Below are 14,482 nucleotides of genomic sequence, written 5' to 3'. Positions count from 1 at the left end.
TCTCAGAAGGAACTTCTCACAATCCTGCTGCCTCCATCTTCTGTCTGCTTTGCTCAGATAGGATCTGGCTCATGTCATTCACTGGGTCTGGAGTTTGCACTGTGAGCGATCGCGGCGAGTTGGCCAGCAACACGATATTGCCATTGAGGGTATCTAGTCGCTGCTCAATACCTCCGTTTGCTTCCCGGAATGCCTGAACCATTGACGAACCTTGGTCGGCAGTCTCAGTCATCCTGGTCGAAGCAGTTTGCTCAGAGATGCCAGCGATCGCCGTTATATCTCCCCGTCCCGTCATCTGCATCAGTTCATTGAAGAAAGCATTGTCCTGGAAGCGATTGGATAGCCTCACCAGCGAATCGTCCGAAGCATTGTCTCTGCCGCTGACTGCGCTAAATGCTTCACGAAACTCCCTTTGCTGACTTTGGTTGAGCTCCCCATTTCTGACTGCCAGTCTGAAATCCTCTCTTGCATCCCGCAGCACTCGACGGCGATCGCGTCGGCTCATATCCTGCCCCTGTCCCCCAAACAGAGCGCTAGCGGCGACTTCGTTATTGGTTTTCTCCACCTCCGTTCGCAAGTTTCTCAGCGAGATCTGGTTCAGTCCTCGCAATGATTCAGCCATCCGTTCAAACTCATCGGCGGTAATCTGTCCCGTGCGCTGCAACTCCTGAAGCTCTCGGAACTGTCCCTCATACTGGTTTTGCGTTTCCAGATATTTAGCCCGATACTCCAGACTGCGAGCAACACCCTCATTGCCTCCCAGCCGTGCCTGCTGTGCCTGTGCTCCATACATCTGCACGTCATAGCCTGAGAGCCGTTGCCGTGCCTGAAAACGCCGCTCTCCCTCCTGCCGCTTAAACTCATTCTGCTGCCGTCGCACAGCTTCCCCATAAGCCTGCTCATAGTCGGTCATGGTGCCAGCTAACTCATTCAGGTCGTCCCTAGCGGCATCTGACATCTGCTGGAGTTGTGGCAGCATTTGCAGCATTTCACGCGGCATGATGCCCTGAGCCACACCATCCCGAATCACCTGTTGCAACATCTCAGCCTGGTCTACGGTCTGCTGCAAACCACGCCGGAAATCCTCCATGCCACGCATAGAGTCTTCAAACTCCCGCGCCATGCCTCGGAAAGTCCCCTGGATTTGGGTCAGTGGTGTTTCCACCTCTCCCCGTGCAAACAAGTCTTCCAGACTCCGCTGATACCCTCTTGAGGTATCATCAATTCGCCGTGTCGCCTCCCAGAGTGAGCGATTCGCTGCGTCTGCCTGCATCACTGCCTCAAGCTGAGCAAACTGCTGTGAGGCTGCAAGCTGCTGGTTAATCATGTCTACCTGAGCCTGGTAGTTCTGCGCTGCCTGTGCCTGTGCCCCTGCTAATCCCTGTTGGCTAAACGCTTGTGCTGATACTGGGTCGAGCTGTGCGAGTGCTCCAAGATTCCCCTGAATCTCTGGAGCGGTCATTTGGGTAGACCCGACTGGGATAGCTGGCAACGATGCCTCTGGACGTTGGGATGCAGGGGCGATCGCCGCTTGGTTACCAGGTGCAGCCGGCGCAACGGGTAGGCCCGCTGGCAGTGGCGTGAACGGGTCAGACGGTGCAGCCTGCTCACCCGCCATTGCTGCCACCTGCTGATTGCTGGGTAACTGCTGACCCAGTTGGAACGACTGCTGAATCTGTTGGAAGTATTGGTTTTGAGCTGAAAGAATCTGCTGTTGAGCGGCGATCGCATCATTGAGAGGCTTGTTCAATGCCTCAATCAATCCAATTAGCGAGTTCACAAAATCGTTGAGGAACGAGTCCTGGAAGCCGACCAGCGCACCTTTCAACCTGCTTTGAGCCGTCTCAGTTTTGATTTGTAGAGCGGTCTGCTGGGCGTTGAGCTGAATCTCTTTGGCGCTTTGCTCGATTGAGCGGAAGAAGTCAAAAACCTGATTTGCCAAGCTTCTCAGCTTTTCAACAGCGGCAGCTTGAGACTCTTTAATCTGGGCATCCAAATCAAAGTTTTGGGTGGTGAGGCTGTCGATCTGTTGCTTCTGTTGGATCGCCTGCTCAATCAATCCCTTGGTGGTTGAATCTTCCATATTCTGGATTTGACCAGACAGGGCAGTAGGGTTGATTTCGTCGATAGAGTTGATGCCAACAGACTTCAATGCCTCCATTGTTTTGTCGCTGGATGTCAGCGTATTTCGAGCCTGGTCAATAGCAGACTGGTTGGCGTTCATGCGACCGCGCATGTTGGTCTGATCTGCCAACGACCGAGCAAACTCCAGCTCTCCCGGCGTTGCACCCGCAATTTGGGCAGAGGCGATCGCCTTCCGATTGGAGGCAGCGCTGCGGTCTAACTCCATGTTGACCTTCTCAAGCTCAGCCTGAATTTCAGCAAACCCCCGTGCCAAGCGCCCCAGCACATCAGGAGTTTTGCCAATCAAACCGTTGAGTTTGTCTACCGCCGCAGTAGTAGCGTCTAACTCGCTTTGGAATCGGGCGACTGCTGCCGTATCGCCCTCAGCGGCAGCCTGATTGATCATCTGCTGAAGCTGCTGAATTTTGGCGTTGTTGATGGTCTGGAGGCTGGCTAATACTTCCCCAGGCTTCTGTCGCTGTTGAAGTAGGTCATCAATCTCTTTATCAAGTGCTCTGCGTCCTTCCACATCTCCCGGCAGTAATGCTCGCCGTTGCCCCTGGGCTTCTTCCACCTGCTGGTCAATGCCCCTTACTTGAGCGATTAGTCCCTCTCCGTTGGGATTCAGTTGATACCTTTGCAACTCCTCTAAAAGTCGTCCGCGAGTGTCGCCAGTGTTGCGTAGGAAGTCACTTTGGGCGATCGCCTGTTGCTCTGCCTCAACCTGACCAAATGTCCGCATAGGAGCTGCCCCCATGCCAGAAGTCATTCTAAAACCAATGGCAGCGGGGTTATCAGATTGTATAAACCGCTCTAATGTACCCAACGGACCGCCAAGTAGTGATCCGCCTGTATCGCCAAACTCGGTTTGCACCCCAGTCGGCTGTGGTGGTTCAGGAGGTGTGACACCTCTGCCAGAACGATTTTGCAAGTCCGCTAAAGCTTTGTCGTACTCAGCTAAACTTTTCACACCCTGATCTGCAAACTCTCGAACCTCACCACCCGCATCTTTGAAGGCTTTGCCAAATGAGCTGATGACATCAATCGCCAGGAAAATGGCGGCAGGAAGGGCGATCGCTCCTAACGCTCCCTTCACGGCCTTGGCAGTGTTAGCCAATGATTTCATGCTGAAATTGAGAGTCTTAGCTCCCAATCCTGCAAGGGTCATGCCTTTCGCAGAGGCGATCGCTCCAGCCGCGACATCGAACAGCATTTTGACGACTGGAGTAATCACTAGAGCGCCTAACCCTTTGACTAACACTCCAGAGGCACTTGAGGCAAGTTCCATCCCCTTAGTCAAGACCTCCAATCCAGCATTTCGAGCTGGAAGTAGAGGCTTACCCAAACTCGTCTGCAATTCCAAAATCGCGTTGTTAAAACGGTTGATAGCAGCCTGAGATGACTTCATTGCGCCTGGAATTGCACCTGCCGTCTCTGCTGACAACTGTGCTGCAAAGCGGGGTAGAAACTCCTCCGACAGCAGTTCGCCCCGCTCCATCATCTTGTCCAACTCAGCAGTCGTCACCCCCATCGCACGAGCGGCAATCTGGAACGCTCCGGGCAGCGATTCACCTAACTGCTGACGCAATTCTTCAGCACTAATTTTGCCCTTAGACGACATCTGCTGAATTGCCAGATTGACCCGTTCTGCCTGCTGCGGGTTCAGACTGTAAGCCGAAATTGCGTCTCTGGAGGCATCACCAATTTGCTCGGTCGCAAATCCCTCTAACTTTGTGCCGCGAGTCGCTGCCCCTAGCTGTGCCTGACCTTGCAGTGCTTGCCTCATATCAAGTCCAAGCGCTTCCGCATCAGCTTTTACGTCAGCCATGACGGACTGTCCTTCCGCCATAGATCCGTAGGCAAAGTTGAACATACGCCCAACCTGCTCCATTTCTGTTGCTGTCTCCAAGGCTGAAGTGGCAAGATCTGTCAGGAATGGCAGCACAATACTAGCTGCCGCAAACCCAACGATCGCTTTAAACGCCACTCCTGCGGCATTCTTCAAGCCCCCAAGCCGTTCAACAATGTCATCAAGATCTCCTTTCAGTGCCCCAAAGAGACCTTCACCACTGGGTGGTTTGGGAGGAACGATCGCCAGGTCTAACTCCTGCGGATCTTGCCCGTCCCCAAGTAACCCAGCATAAGCCTCGCGATAGCGAAATGTTTCATCAAGGTCGTCTTGTGAGGTTTGGAATCGCTCAGCGTAGCTTTTTTCTAGCTCCTGAACAGTTCTTTCGTAGTCAGCAATGGTTTTCTGAACCTGGGCAACAATCTTTGTGCCGTCTGAATCTAGTGCCTCATTTACTCCCTCAAGACTTTCCTCAAATTTCCTCATTGAAGGCGCGTCTAACATGCCAAAGGCAAGATCAAACTGTCTTGCTTTGACAATTGCGTCATCCAACAGCTCAATGATGTTTTCGAGGAATACCTTCTCGGCATCATTCATCTGCTTATTGGGTTTCAGCCTTTTGTAGCTGAGATCTAGGCGTTGAGCCTTCAACTCTTCGCCACTGTATTGACCGGACTGTAATTGCTGAGTAATCTGCGCCCTCATCTTCGAGAGCATTGGAACGGCTTGTGAAGCTGCCAATGCTCCTCTGCCAGGTATCTGTCCCAGCAGATCCATTCCCGGCAGACCTGGAGCAATGGTCTTGGGCAGTTCTTTAATCAGATTGCCAACAGTGAACCCTGCAATATCTCCAAATAAGGCCCCGTTTTGCTCTTCCCCAAACTCAGAACTTTGGAGTTTTGCGGTGACCTCAGTGAGGATCATCGAGAACTTCTTCAAAGCATCTGCCGCTTTGAAGGTTTCGTCATTCTGAAGTTTGCTGTATGCGTCTTTGCCAGCAATGCCAGCTTCAACGACTTGTCGGGTAACAAGTGCTCCAATCAAATCGCCGCCCAGCTCCGGCAACAGTCCATGCTGGCTAGCAAGGTTGGATGCTATAAATCCACCTGTGTTAACCAAAAGGTCTTTGCCACGCTCTGAAACCGCTGCTTTCTGAAGGGTTTTTCCAAAGCTCTCTTGTACCTCAACTCCTGCGAGGTTAGCGGTTAGTTGATTGAGTGTCCCAATTGACTTTTGAATAGACTGCTTAAAGGTTTGCAGTGTTTTGTTGGTTGCTCTAACAGCTTCTGGGTCAAGCGCTTGAGCCGTTAAATCCTCTCCTTCAGCAGCTCTCTTTTTCTGATACTTTGATGTACCTTTCTGGGCTAGGTTAAAGCGTTGAGTTAACCGTCCCTTCACTCCTCCTAGCTTGGCTAAAACGTCTGAGCCAAATGTTTCGCCTGACTGTTTTGCTTGTTCAATTAACGTATTGATGGCAGAGCGGCTACCCTCTGCCATATCTTTAAGTTCGCTACTGTAGGCTCTTACAAGCCGGTCATCTCCCTTCTTAATCGCATCCTGCAACCCCTTGTACAAGCCAGAAAAAGCGTTCTCTAACTTCTGTGCTTCGGCGATCGCAGCTTGGGCAGTCTGGGTAGCATTTTGAGTAACTTGCTTGACAGCTTGATTTGTGGCATCAACTGCTCTTTGAGTTGGCTTAGCAAATCCCCTGCCCTGAGTTTGACTAGCTGTAACCTGAGTTTGCTTAGGCTGAATCTGTACGGGTACAAGTTCTGCCTCTGGCATAGATAGTTGAAGGGGAATTGCAATAGGGGGGCGATCTATTGCAAACGGATCGAAATTTGGATTAAGGAACTCATCATCAACCGTTCCTAGAGGTTGGTTGGATAAGCCTGAATTTTTGGAACGCTCTAATTTGCCCGTCCAAACGTCATAGTTAGAGGTAACAGAAACATCATCAATTTGTTTCTGAAGTAGTTGATTGACCTTCTGATTCAATCCTTCTACAGTTTCCCAATAGCCTTTTATCTTCTGGACGATAGAGTTAACTTTAGACTGATCTAAGCCATCAATATCTGACAGCATTTCTTCAACAGCTTGTTCTATTTTCTGCTGAAGTGAATCGAAGAAACCGTTGTAAGACGCAAGTGCTTTGGACAGGTCGTTTCCTGTTAGAGCACTAATTTTTCCAATCTGTTGCAATTTCGCCTGCAACTGCGTTCTCTGGTTAGCGATCGCCTCTTTGTTAGAAGCCAGAGTCGGAACATTGTTAATCAACATTGACTGCCTAGACTCTTGCTCATAGGCAGTCATACCCCTTCGAGCCTTGATTTTGGCATTTAGCTCCAATGCCCTCCGCTCTGGGGCATAGGGAGCTAGTCCAGGGGCGATTGCTGAAAACTCCTCAGCAGTAGGGACTACGGGCTTGCCGATAATTCGACTTTGTTTGGCAGCTTGCAGTCCTTTAAAAGAGCCAAAGTCGAAATCTACAGCATGTTCTAGCTCCTCTTTCAACATCTCAACTTGTTGAGGAGTTAGGGTGTTATTCTCAATTGCCTCGTAAGTTTTGCGAGTTACTTCAATTGCATTGCGGGCAGGGTCGTATTGGCTGAGCGCTCCAGATTTTTTAAGCGAAGCGTCTGCAATCCTCAATTGAGGAATCTTTTCAGGGGATAACTCTTTGCCCGTAACCTGACGAACCAAATCCATATAGGTCTTAGGCTGAGGTTTGGGAGCTAAAGCTTGTACCTGCTGATAGCCTGATTTGACTCGCTGCTGTGCTTCAACTACAGCTTTATCAACGGTTTCCTGATATTTAACGATGTTCTGCATCGCCTGAGCTAAACCTCGCAGCTTAGCTCCAGTTTGTCTAAGCTGAGTTGTCAGCCCTTCGATTTCTTCGGCTGGAGCACCGGCTTGTTCAGCTTGTTGAACTTGGCTCTCTAGTCCTGAAAACTGTTCCTGGGTACTACCGTATTCGTCCTTGAGTTGCTTAAATTGTTGACTGTTTTTGAATGTTCTCTTAAATGCTGAAGCCTGTACTCGATCTCTGCTTCTTAATGCCTCACGCCACTCTTCAGCAGCTTGTTCCTGGGTGGCAGGAACTCTGCGCCGGCGATCGCGAGATTGGGTTCCCCGTTGGTACAGTGCCTCCTGTTGAATTGCTGGCTGTCCGCCTAATGTCTCCGTCAGTAGTTCCGCAGTCTGCTTCTGGAACTCTTCGATTTCTCCAATGGCTTGTTTGAATTTGCGCCTTAGCTTGGAGTCAATTTCTAGTTCATCTACAAACTTGTTGAGCGTATCGGGTAGGTCTTTAAACTTCTCGGACATCGACCGCCCCATTGATTGAGCGATCGCGCCTCCAACTTTCTCCCCTAGCAACTCTGAACTGCCTACAGAACCAGAAAGGCTGTTCTCAATTGCTTTGGATAACCCTTTGCCTAAGTTGCGGCTGACCTCCTGTGTCACACCGAACATTAACCCTTCAGCTACCCCAGCCAGTGTTCTGCCAGCGACCCTACCGGGAGTTGCTAAGACATTCCCCACTAACCCCGCTGCTCGTCCTGCTAAACCTGGTCTAAGGTTTCGTGCAACTGCCTTGCCAATCATCTCAGCAAGTTGAGAGTTAGAGTCACCCCCCGAACTGCCGGTGTTGCCACTAGTTTGGGTGCGAATTGAGGCAGTAGTTCTTCGCCGCTCAAGCTTGTCTAATTTGCGCTCAAGTTGGTTCAGTTGTGAGAAATCAACTTTGATTTTGAGTGGGTTCTGAGAAAAGAATCGATTGAGCCGTTTGGCGTGACTTTCTTTAAGGTCAAAATGTTTATTGAGCCTAGTCAGTGCTGAGTCATCAACTTTGGGCGTGAGAGTTGGCAGGGAAACTCGCAGGCTAGCTTCGATCTCCTGACCAATGGCGATCGCGTCCTTATGCGCGTTCTCCATGCCTTCGTTATAGGCAGTTGGGTCTAAGCCCAACTCCAGCACCAATTCACCAACGCTAGTTGCCACAGAAGACGCTCAGAAACTCCGTCTGAGAGTTCCCGCAACTGGTGAGGATGATCGGCTTGGACTTAAAGGCAGCAATCTTTCAGTATTTTGTTTGCTTCATACAACAAAGTACTCAAATTTTGTCGCGGTTTGCGACAATAGCAATAGACGATTAATCGAGACGGTTTGCACCAAAGCGTCTTCAGCATTCAATGAAGGGGTTTGACGTGACTGACACAGAAGAGCGCTTAAATCGCCTTGAAAACCTTGCAGAGGCAACGCTTCTAGGCATTCAGCAGCTAGGGCAACAAGCACAGCAAGACCGCGAAGAAATGCGTAGCATGATCGGTGATCTTGCACAACAGGCACAGCAAGACCGCGAAGAAATGCGCTCTAGCATAGCTGATATGATTAGCATGATGGACGGCTTTGCACAACAGGCGCAGGAAAACCGAGAGGCTATCAGAGGTCTGCAATCTGAGAACCACCGAATCTTAGAGTATTTGTTTGGGGAGCAGCAGCGGCGTAATGGAAATGGTTCTGATGCATGAATAGACGGCTATCAACAGACTTGGTTTAGAGGGAAAGCCAATGAAGATAAACCTAAACGGATTGACAGATTTTCTGTATGCTAGACCGTCTTTCATAGAAGGCATTGCGAGGTTGATGGATTTTGGAGGCACTCTTGAGGTGTACAACACAACTTTGCCTCGTGAACAGGTTGATGGTTTGGCGCTTGCAGCAGATTGGATGGCGATAGGCGGTGATCTAGAGACTGTAATGAAGCAATACTTGGAAGGGCAGGAAGACCTTGAAGATGCGCGCGGAGCCAAAGCTGAAGCTCAGGAAAAAGGGACGGTATCCCTAGAAACATTTAAGCAAGAGCTGGGTTTATGAGCCACAACCCAGCCTAACTTAATGTGATAGGCGATCGCAATATGGATAAATTTGTCTTCAATTTCTATCAGATTGAAGGATTTCATTGATTATCTCTGTATATTTTTTAAACTCCTCATTTTCGATAGACTTATTAGGAATGTGCAAATCAGCCCTGAGGCTATGCTTAAACCAATGTGCCTGTCCTGCTAGTTCTTCGAATGTCATCTTATTTTTTTTGAAAGCACCACAGCAACGACGCAGACCTGTGAGGTGTGTTCGAGACTCTTCTGACATCAACAAACCCAGACTGTCATAAGCAATGTTGGTCAGATTGTCAGCCATTTTTTGTACGGCTTCTATTGCATTTTGGTGGGAATCCTCAGCCAATTGACCTCCTCCCAATCTTTGCCACTCATATCTTGCTGTTATTTTCAATAACGGCCAAACTGAAGCATATTCCCTAAGTCTAGCCTCGTATAATTTTATTGATGCTTCCTGAAATATTACCTGAGTAATTCCTCGTTCTACTGCGCGCTCCCACTCACTCTGCTTATTCTGGAATTCCCGTTCCCATTGTCCTCTGTCATCCTTTAACTTACGGCGCTGGATATCTATTTGTAGTGCATTAATTAAGATTCCTGTAATTGAAACTATGAGAGCAACAACTGCTGTAATAAATTCAATCTTCATTTACTTTTGCAACAGTTAAATATTCTGCCTGACAACTTGAAGTTGAAATTTCGGATCCTGCATCTGTCACTATATTAAGTACGATCTTTGAATTGTTCCCTGAATATCTATAAGGCTTGGACGGTCAGTTGGATTGTATCTGAGCATATTTGCCAGTAGCTCGGCAACGCCAGACCTTACCTCAGGCAATTGATATCTTCCGGCACCAATTGCCTGAGGACTTGGTACTTTACCAGTGAGCAGTTGTATCCAAGTAACGCCCAAGGCATATATATCTGACGCCTTGACTGCGTTGTGTGGTGATTCTTGCTGTTCTGGAGCCATGTAGAACCAGGAACCAAGTTGCATTGATTCCAAAGTAATAGTCCCTCCTCCCGTGAAATTAGGGTCAAAGTCACTCCACTTAACGATTCCGAGATCTCCAAGTTTAATCGCATCAGAAAACTCTAAGAGGTTTGCTGGTTTGATGTCTCGATGAGGGCATTCCTTTGAATGTAGGAAATCAAGACCGATGGCAGCATTCAGTATTATTTCAGCAGCTTCTTCCTCAGGAATAAGACCACTATCGCAAAGTTTGTCGGCAATAGAGCGATTCGCTAGCTCCATAACCAAGAACGGGTTCTGTTGAATTTCTCCTACGTCGATGTACTTGACGACGTTTGGGTGATTAAGCTCACGTCCATTTCTTGCCTCACGCCTAAACCGTTCTCGTACATTTGGAAGCTTTGAGCCCTGCAGTAGGTCTTGTCGCGGAAGCATTACCTTAGCAGCCACAAGTGTGAACCCCGGTAACTGCGTTTGAGCAGACCAAACGTGTCCTACCGCTCCATTCCCTAATGGCTCGACGAGTTTGTATTCGTTAACTTGACCCTGCAGTGGTTCACCTGAGGAGAGCTTAACTTGCCGCGGTGTGGTCTGAGTGAATGTCTCGTCAAAAAAACTTTCAGTTATCTCATTGCCATCCATAATGAGCTTGAAACGTTGATCTCCGAGTTTTTGTAGAAAGGGAGCAACTTTGTTCTTACCGATATAAGTAGTGAGAGACACCTCACTCCAGCCAGTGACATCCATGACATCTTTGTAGCTTACGATCGTTCCTGCACGTTGCTGTTTAAGCCACTCGAACAGCTTCTTCGCTCCTCTTGACAGCGCCATGGTTGTCTCCCATCTTAATAACTATCAGAACCTTGCGTAAATGTTAACAATAGTGCCTTTTGAAGTTTGAGCCGAGCCTTCAGATTGAGATATCAAGTTGTGTCGTTTCGGACATTGATGTTGACTGCGGCCAGAGAGTAGATACAAAGTCAACTTGCAGATTTTGAAGCCGCTCGCGAGTTACTTTTAAAGCCTCTGAGCCAATATCGTTGCCGATAAAGTGACGACCAAGTTTCACCGAAGCAATGCCTGTCGAGCCAGAACCCATGAAGGGATCGATAACGATTTCATTTGGCTCTGTACTTTGCTTTATGAGAACTTCTGAAACCTCAACAGGCTTCTCAGTTGGATATCCACGGTAAATCCGAGGCACTTGAATGATGTCAGGAACACCAAGATCATTGAGCTTCCTTTTACCCTTCTCAAAGAACAGTATGAATTCATATCGAGCACGATAGTGGTACCCCATCCCGATCTTCATCTTGTCCCACACAAGTGGCTTCCAGAAGCGAAACCCTACGGACTCTGCAATGGGTTTTGCCACGAACATTGTTTCATTGTCACAGTAGAGGTAGAAATGAGAATTCTTCTTCAATACCCGATACAGCTCAACGAATAGCTCATGGAACCGATCGTTAGGAAAGATATCAAACCAATCATTGCTAGATGCTTTGCTGTGCTTAAGGCGTGTGGTAGTACCTATCGCGCGATGCTTTTCCAACGACTCGTATGGGGGATCGGTCACAATAAGGTCAACTGACGCATCCGGCAGATCACGCAGCCAACAAATTGCATCACCTTGATAGAGTACTGCTTTAACCATGTAGCCATAGTACACCTTTACTCCTTGGACAGTTAGTTGCAATCTATCCGAATCAAGCATTTCCTTTGGCTGAATCCTCAGCAGATTCACAGACGGCAGTACCGTCAGACTTCAGTATATGAAAGCCTTGCGAATTGCCTAGGCAATTCGCAAGGTTCTGTTTTGGGCAGGCTTAATTGCGCCACCCGCCCACTTTAAAGACAAACTTCAACCGAAGCTGAGATAGCAAGTTTGATCAGATAGCGGGATTGATTAGAGGTTGCCAGCTTTTGTATAGCCTCTGGAACGTAGAAGGTGATCCAAGCTTTTGAGAGAGTCGCCAGCTGGCAGCCGGTCTAGGTCAAGTCATGTTAGGTAAATAAGCAAGTTGAGGGGGGGAGCTAATTCAGCTTCCCCCCTCAACTTGCTTCATCAATTAATTCAACAATCTCGTCAAATTGTCTCACCGTCCCAATGATGCGCTGAGGCAGTGAACTACCTTCAATCAAGCTAGCTAAGATGTGCGCCGTCTTCGAGCTGAGGCGCTTCACCTTCGTCTCTGCCAGGTCAGGGAAGGGTAGGAGCTGCCACGGCTCCATCTTGGCAGAATCTTTGCCACCGAAGCCGTTAAACAAACCACTCCAGCCGATCGCATGGGTTTTAGACTGTGTGTTCAAATCGAGCTTCCAGCGCCGGGTGTAAAAGTCCAGCGCTTGGAAGATTAGAGAATCGGTCTGATTCCCAAAATTCTCATGGTTAAACCGCTCATCCCGACAGCCGTAATATTGGAGCTGCCAGAATAGCTCACCCCAATCAATTACGCTGCGGCTGGCAATGCGACGGAGGAGCTTGAGGCTAGGTTCTTTCCCTCGTCAGCGTCGGGCTGCGCCTCCTCTTCTTCAGGAACGCCGCCCATCTCGATTTGGTAGAAGTGGTGAATGTGAAGGATCAACTCTTCAGTCAGGCAATCACGGGTATCCTGCTCTGACCACTCACTGTTACCTAACAGCAACTTATTCACATCTGGATCTTGCAGATATCCGATCGCCTCTGCTGCTAGAGGCTGCTTCAAAGACTTAACCTTCAACTCTTCAGATTCTGGCTCGTGATAGCCATCGACCTCAACACGTAACCCCCCGAACCGGATCTTCTGACCATCGGCAATTTCAAATGAGAGAGGGGCGATCGCCAACTTCTCTTCTCCAGCTTTAGCCTTAGCAGTCACCTGCACCGGATAGGCTACCCGATGCTGAATGAACAGCGTAGCCGCTTTAATCGCAGTGTCAGCGTGATTCTCGCGCAGGTTTAGGAGTTGAGTTGCCTCTTCTTGGGAGAGGTAATCGTAGAGTGAGGGCATATCTACTTCTGCCTCACCGTTAGTTTCTTCTTTACTGACGGGCATCGCAAACAGACGCTTGCGGGCTTCCTTCCGAGTAATTCTCTCCTCGTCTGCTAGCCGCTTCGTAGCTGACTCTAGCAATAACTGTGTTTTCGCTTGACGGGTGCCTGCCTGCTGAATGTCTACAGGGTTTTCGTTGGGGCTGATGCCACCTTTCTTAAGCAGGTGAATCACACCGATTTCAGGAGTACCGACAGCCCGGATCTCTGTACGGGGCTGGACTACGAAGGGAAGAAGTTTAGCCATTTTTCTCAACCAATTTGAATTCTAGTTCGTCTGTGGGGGAGGTCATCACCACATTGGTCAGCGTCTGCTGGGCCCGCTGTGGCACTTCGAGCCAAAAAATTTCGTTAGGGCGGGATGGGGGAAAGACGGCGACTTGCTCGCTTAACCCTCCCCCCTCGAAGTGGGCGAAACCGCAGAGCAGCCGCCCATCTTCAACCCGCGCATTTACCAAACACACATCCCAGTAGCGGGAAGCCAAGATGTCGTATCGCTTACGCTGCATCCTGGGCGATCGCCGCGTAGGTGGTCGCTGGGGTGTGCTTGAAGCTCAAGCCCTGGAACATAAGCTGGAACTGGAACTTCTGAATCGAACGGTTTGCAGAAGGGCTGGAGAATGACTGAATCTTTGCCGCGCCCTGGTAACGTTCGCCGGAGGGGAGCTGGAGGTCAGCGTAAATCTCGCGACGTGCCTTCTCATCGTCCAGAATTAGAGGCTTGATGATGCGATCCATTGCCCGATCGCCCACAATCACGTTGCCGGAGCACTGAACAGTCCGGTTTACGCCAACGATGACTCCCTCATTACCAAAACCGCTCAAGAAGTTGGAAGTATCTTCAACTTGAGTTTCACCACTGGGAGAAGCATCGGTCAGACCCAGCACGGTCAATAGCGCTCGGGTGGTAGCAGTTGCGTTAGCGGCGATCGGTGCACCTAATGCGCGAATGGGTAAATCAGTTGGGGTCGTTGCATCAACAATCGTGTCGGTGGTGACGATAACAATCTGGTTGCCAAAGCTTAGCTTGGTACCAGCTTGAATCAGCAAGTTATCAACCGAGGACGTTACGGATAAAACTTCGTCATTCAGCACCGCAGCGGTGCCAACGGTAAGGATGTAGCTTGCCGGGGTTCGAGTACCACGCATGAGCCACCCAATATCTAACTTGGTGCCTTCCGTGATAACGACCTCGGTCTGATAATTGATTGTGGACATGGGATGTCTCGCTCTCAGATGAGATAGTTCGAGCGAGAGTTCCCACGATTTAAGGGATGAAGGATTAGCGCTACAACAAACAACCTCGTCACGCCTCTTGATTCCTCTTCGGACGAGGCAACACAAGGTTTAACCTCTTGATACGAGGTTTAACGAGGTTAGACGAGAGGGTTGTATACCCGTGGGGCATAGATCATGAACACGCAGCGCTCCAGCCGCGGGTATGTAAATAGATCTGTGTCAAAGATCTAAATTTAGAGAGGAAAGCGGTCATCATACATAATTGCAAACTGATTTAGAGCAGGTCTCCAGTCTCGAATCGGCATCGTCCATTTTTTGGAAATATTCTGGATGGCTAGGTAAATGACTTTGAAGGCTGATTC

At 49.3% G+C, this 14,482-nt stretch carries 10 protein-coding genes and 1 pseudogene; 2 read left to right on the top strand and 9 right to left on the bottom strand.

Going from position 1 to position 14,482, the window contains the following annotated elements:
* Positions 1-16 precede the first annotated feature (16 nt).
* A complete protein-coding gene (locus H6G00_RS36470; RefSeq protein ID WP_190795177.1) occupies positions 17-7,978 on the bottom strand; it encodes a tape measure protein in 7,962 nt (2,653 codons plus the stop codon).
* Between the two features lie 206 nt (positions 7,979-8,184).
* Between H6G00_RS36470 and H6G00_RS00710 the strand changes: the two genes are divergently transcribed.
* The gene (locus tag H6G00_RS00710) at positions 8,185-8,508 is read left to right on the top strand and encodes a hypothetical protein (RefSeq protein WP_190795176.1); all 324 of its coding nucleotides are present in this window, start codon (positions 8,185-8,187) and stop codon (positions 8,506-8,508) included.
* Positions 8,509-8,548: 40 nt separating this feature from the next.
* The gene (locus tag H6G00_RS00705; RefSeq protein ID WP_190795175.1) at positions 8,549-8,854 is read left to right on the top strand and encodes a hypothetical protein; all 306 of its coding nucleotides are present in this window, start codon (positions 8,549-8,551) and stop codon (positions 8,852-8,854) included.
* A gap of 57 nt (positions 8,855-8,911) precedes the next feature.
* On the opposite strand, the gene H6G00_RS00700 is transcribed toward H6G00_RS00705, so the two are convergent.
* From H6G00_RS00700 to H6G00_RS35070, 8 genes and pseudogenes are all read right to left on the bottom strand, one after another.
* On the bottom strand, positions 8,912-9,526 hold the full coding sequence (locus H6G00_RS00700; RefSeq protein ID WP_190795174.1) for a hypothetical protein: 615 nt from the start codon (positions 9,524-9,526) through the stop codon (positions 8,912-8,914).
* 69 nt (positions 9,527-9,595) lie between these two features.
* A complete protein-coding gene (locus H6G00_RS00695; RefSeq protein ID WP_190795173.1) occupies positions 9,596-10,681 on the bottom strand; it encodes a serine/threonine-protein kinase in 1,086 nt (361 codons plus the stop codon).
* A 79-nt stretch (positions 10,682-10,760) separates the two neighbouring features.
* The gene (locus H6G00_RS00690) at positions 10,761-11,504 is read right to left on the bottom strand and encodes a site-specific DNA-methyltransferase (RefSeq protein ID WP_190795287.1); all 744 of its coding nucleotides are present in this window, start codon (positions 11,502-11,504) and stop codon (positions 10,761-10,763) included.
* A gap of 398 nt (positions 11,505-11,902) precedes the next feature.
* Complete coding sequence (locus H6G00_RS00685; RefSeq protein WP_190795172.1) at positions 11,903-12,160, bottom strand: hypothetical protein; 258 nt, start codon at positions 12,158-12,160, stop codon at positions 11,903-11,905.
* 140 nt (positions 12,161-12,300) lie between these two features.
* On the bottom strand, positions 12,301-13,128 hold the full coding sequence (locus H6G00_RS00680) for a hypothetical protein (protein WP_190795171.1): 828 nt from the start codon (positions 13,126-13,128) through the stop codon (positions 12,301-12,303).
* Entirely contained in the window at positions 13,121-13,390 is a 270-nt protein-coding gene (locus H6G00_RS00675; RefSeq protein ID WP_190795170.1) for a hypothetical protein, read from the bottom strand. The genes H6G00_RS00680 and H6G00_RS00675 overlap by 8 nt, the downstream gene beginning before the upstream one ends.
* Positions 13,380-14,099 carry a hypothetical protein gene (locus H6G00_RS00670; protein WP_190795169.1) on the bottom strand — a complete coding sequence of 240 codons (720 nt, stop codon included), beginning with the start codon at positions 14,097-14,099 and terminating at the stop codon, positions 13,380-13,382. The genes H6G00_RS00675 and H6G00_RS00670 overlap by 11 nt, the downstream gene beginning before the upstream one ends.
* Before the next feature lie 254 nt (positions 14,100-14,353).
* Positions 14,354-14,482 (bottom strand): annotated as a pseudogene (locus tag H6G00_RS35070) (IS256 family transposase); the annotation flags it as partial.

This window comes from Leptolyngbya sp. FACHB-541, from assembly GCF_014695875.1.
GTDB lineage: Bacteria > Cyanobacteriota > Cyanobacteriia > Elainellales > Elainellaceae > JAAUTN01.
The sequence above is the reverse complement of the archived record's forward strand: the minus strand, read 5'-3'. Positions and strand labels throughout refer to the sequence as shown.

What these genes read in the sequence shown, in the direction of transcription:
- H6G00_RS00670 (WP_190795169.1), bottom strand. Translation starts at nt 14,099, where the DNA reads ATGTCCACAATCAATTATCAGACCGAGGTCGTTATCACGGAAGGCACC.
- H6G00_RS00695 (WP_190795173.1), bottom strand. Translation starts at nt 10,681, where the DNA reads ATGGCGCTGTCAAGAGGAGCGAAGAAGCTGTTCGAGTGGCTTAAACAG.
- H6G00_RS00680 (WP_190795171.1), bottom strand. Translation starts at nt 13,128, where the DNA reads ATGGCTAAACTTCTTCCCTTCGTAGTCCAGCCCCGTACAGAGATCCGG.
- H6G00_RS00700 (WP_190795174.1), bottom strand. Translation starts at nt 9,526, where the DNA reads ATGAAGATTGAATTTATTACAGCAGTTGTTGCTCTCATAGTTTCAATT.
- H6G00_RS00690 (WP_190795287.1), bottom strand. Translation starts at nt 11,504, where the DNA reads ATGGTTAAAGCAGTACTCTATCAAGGTGATGCAATTTGTTGGCTGCGT.
- H6G00_RS00675 (WP_190795170.1), bottom strand. Translation starts at nt 13,390, where the DNA reads ATGCAGCGTAAGCGATACGACATCTTGGCTTCCCGCTACTGGGATGTG.
- H6G00_RS00705 (WP_190795175.1), top strand. Translation starts at nt 8,549, where the DNA reads ATGAAGATAAACCTAAACGGATTGACAGATTTTCTGTATGCTAGACCG.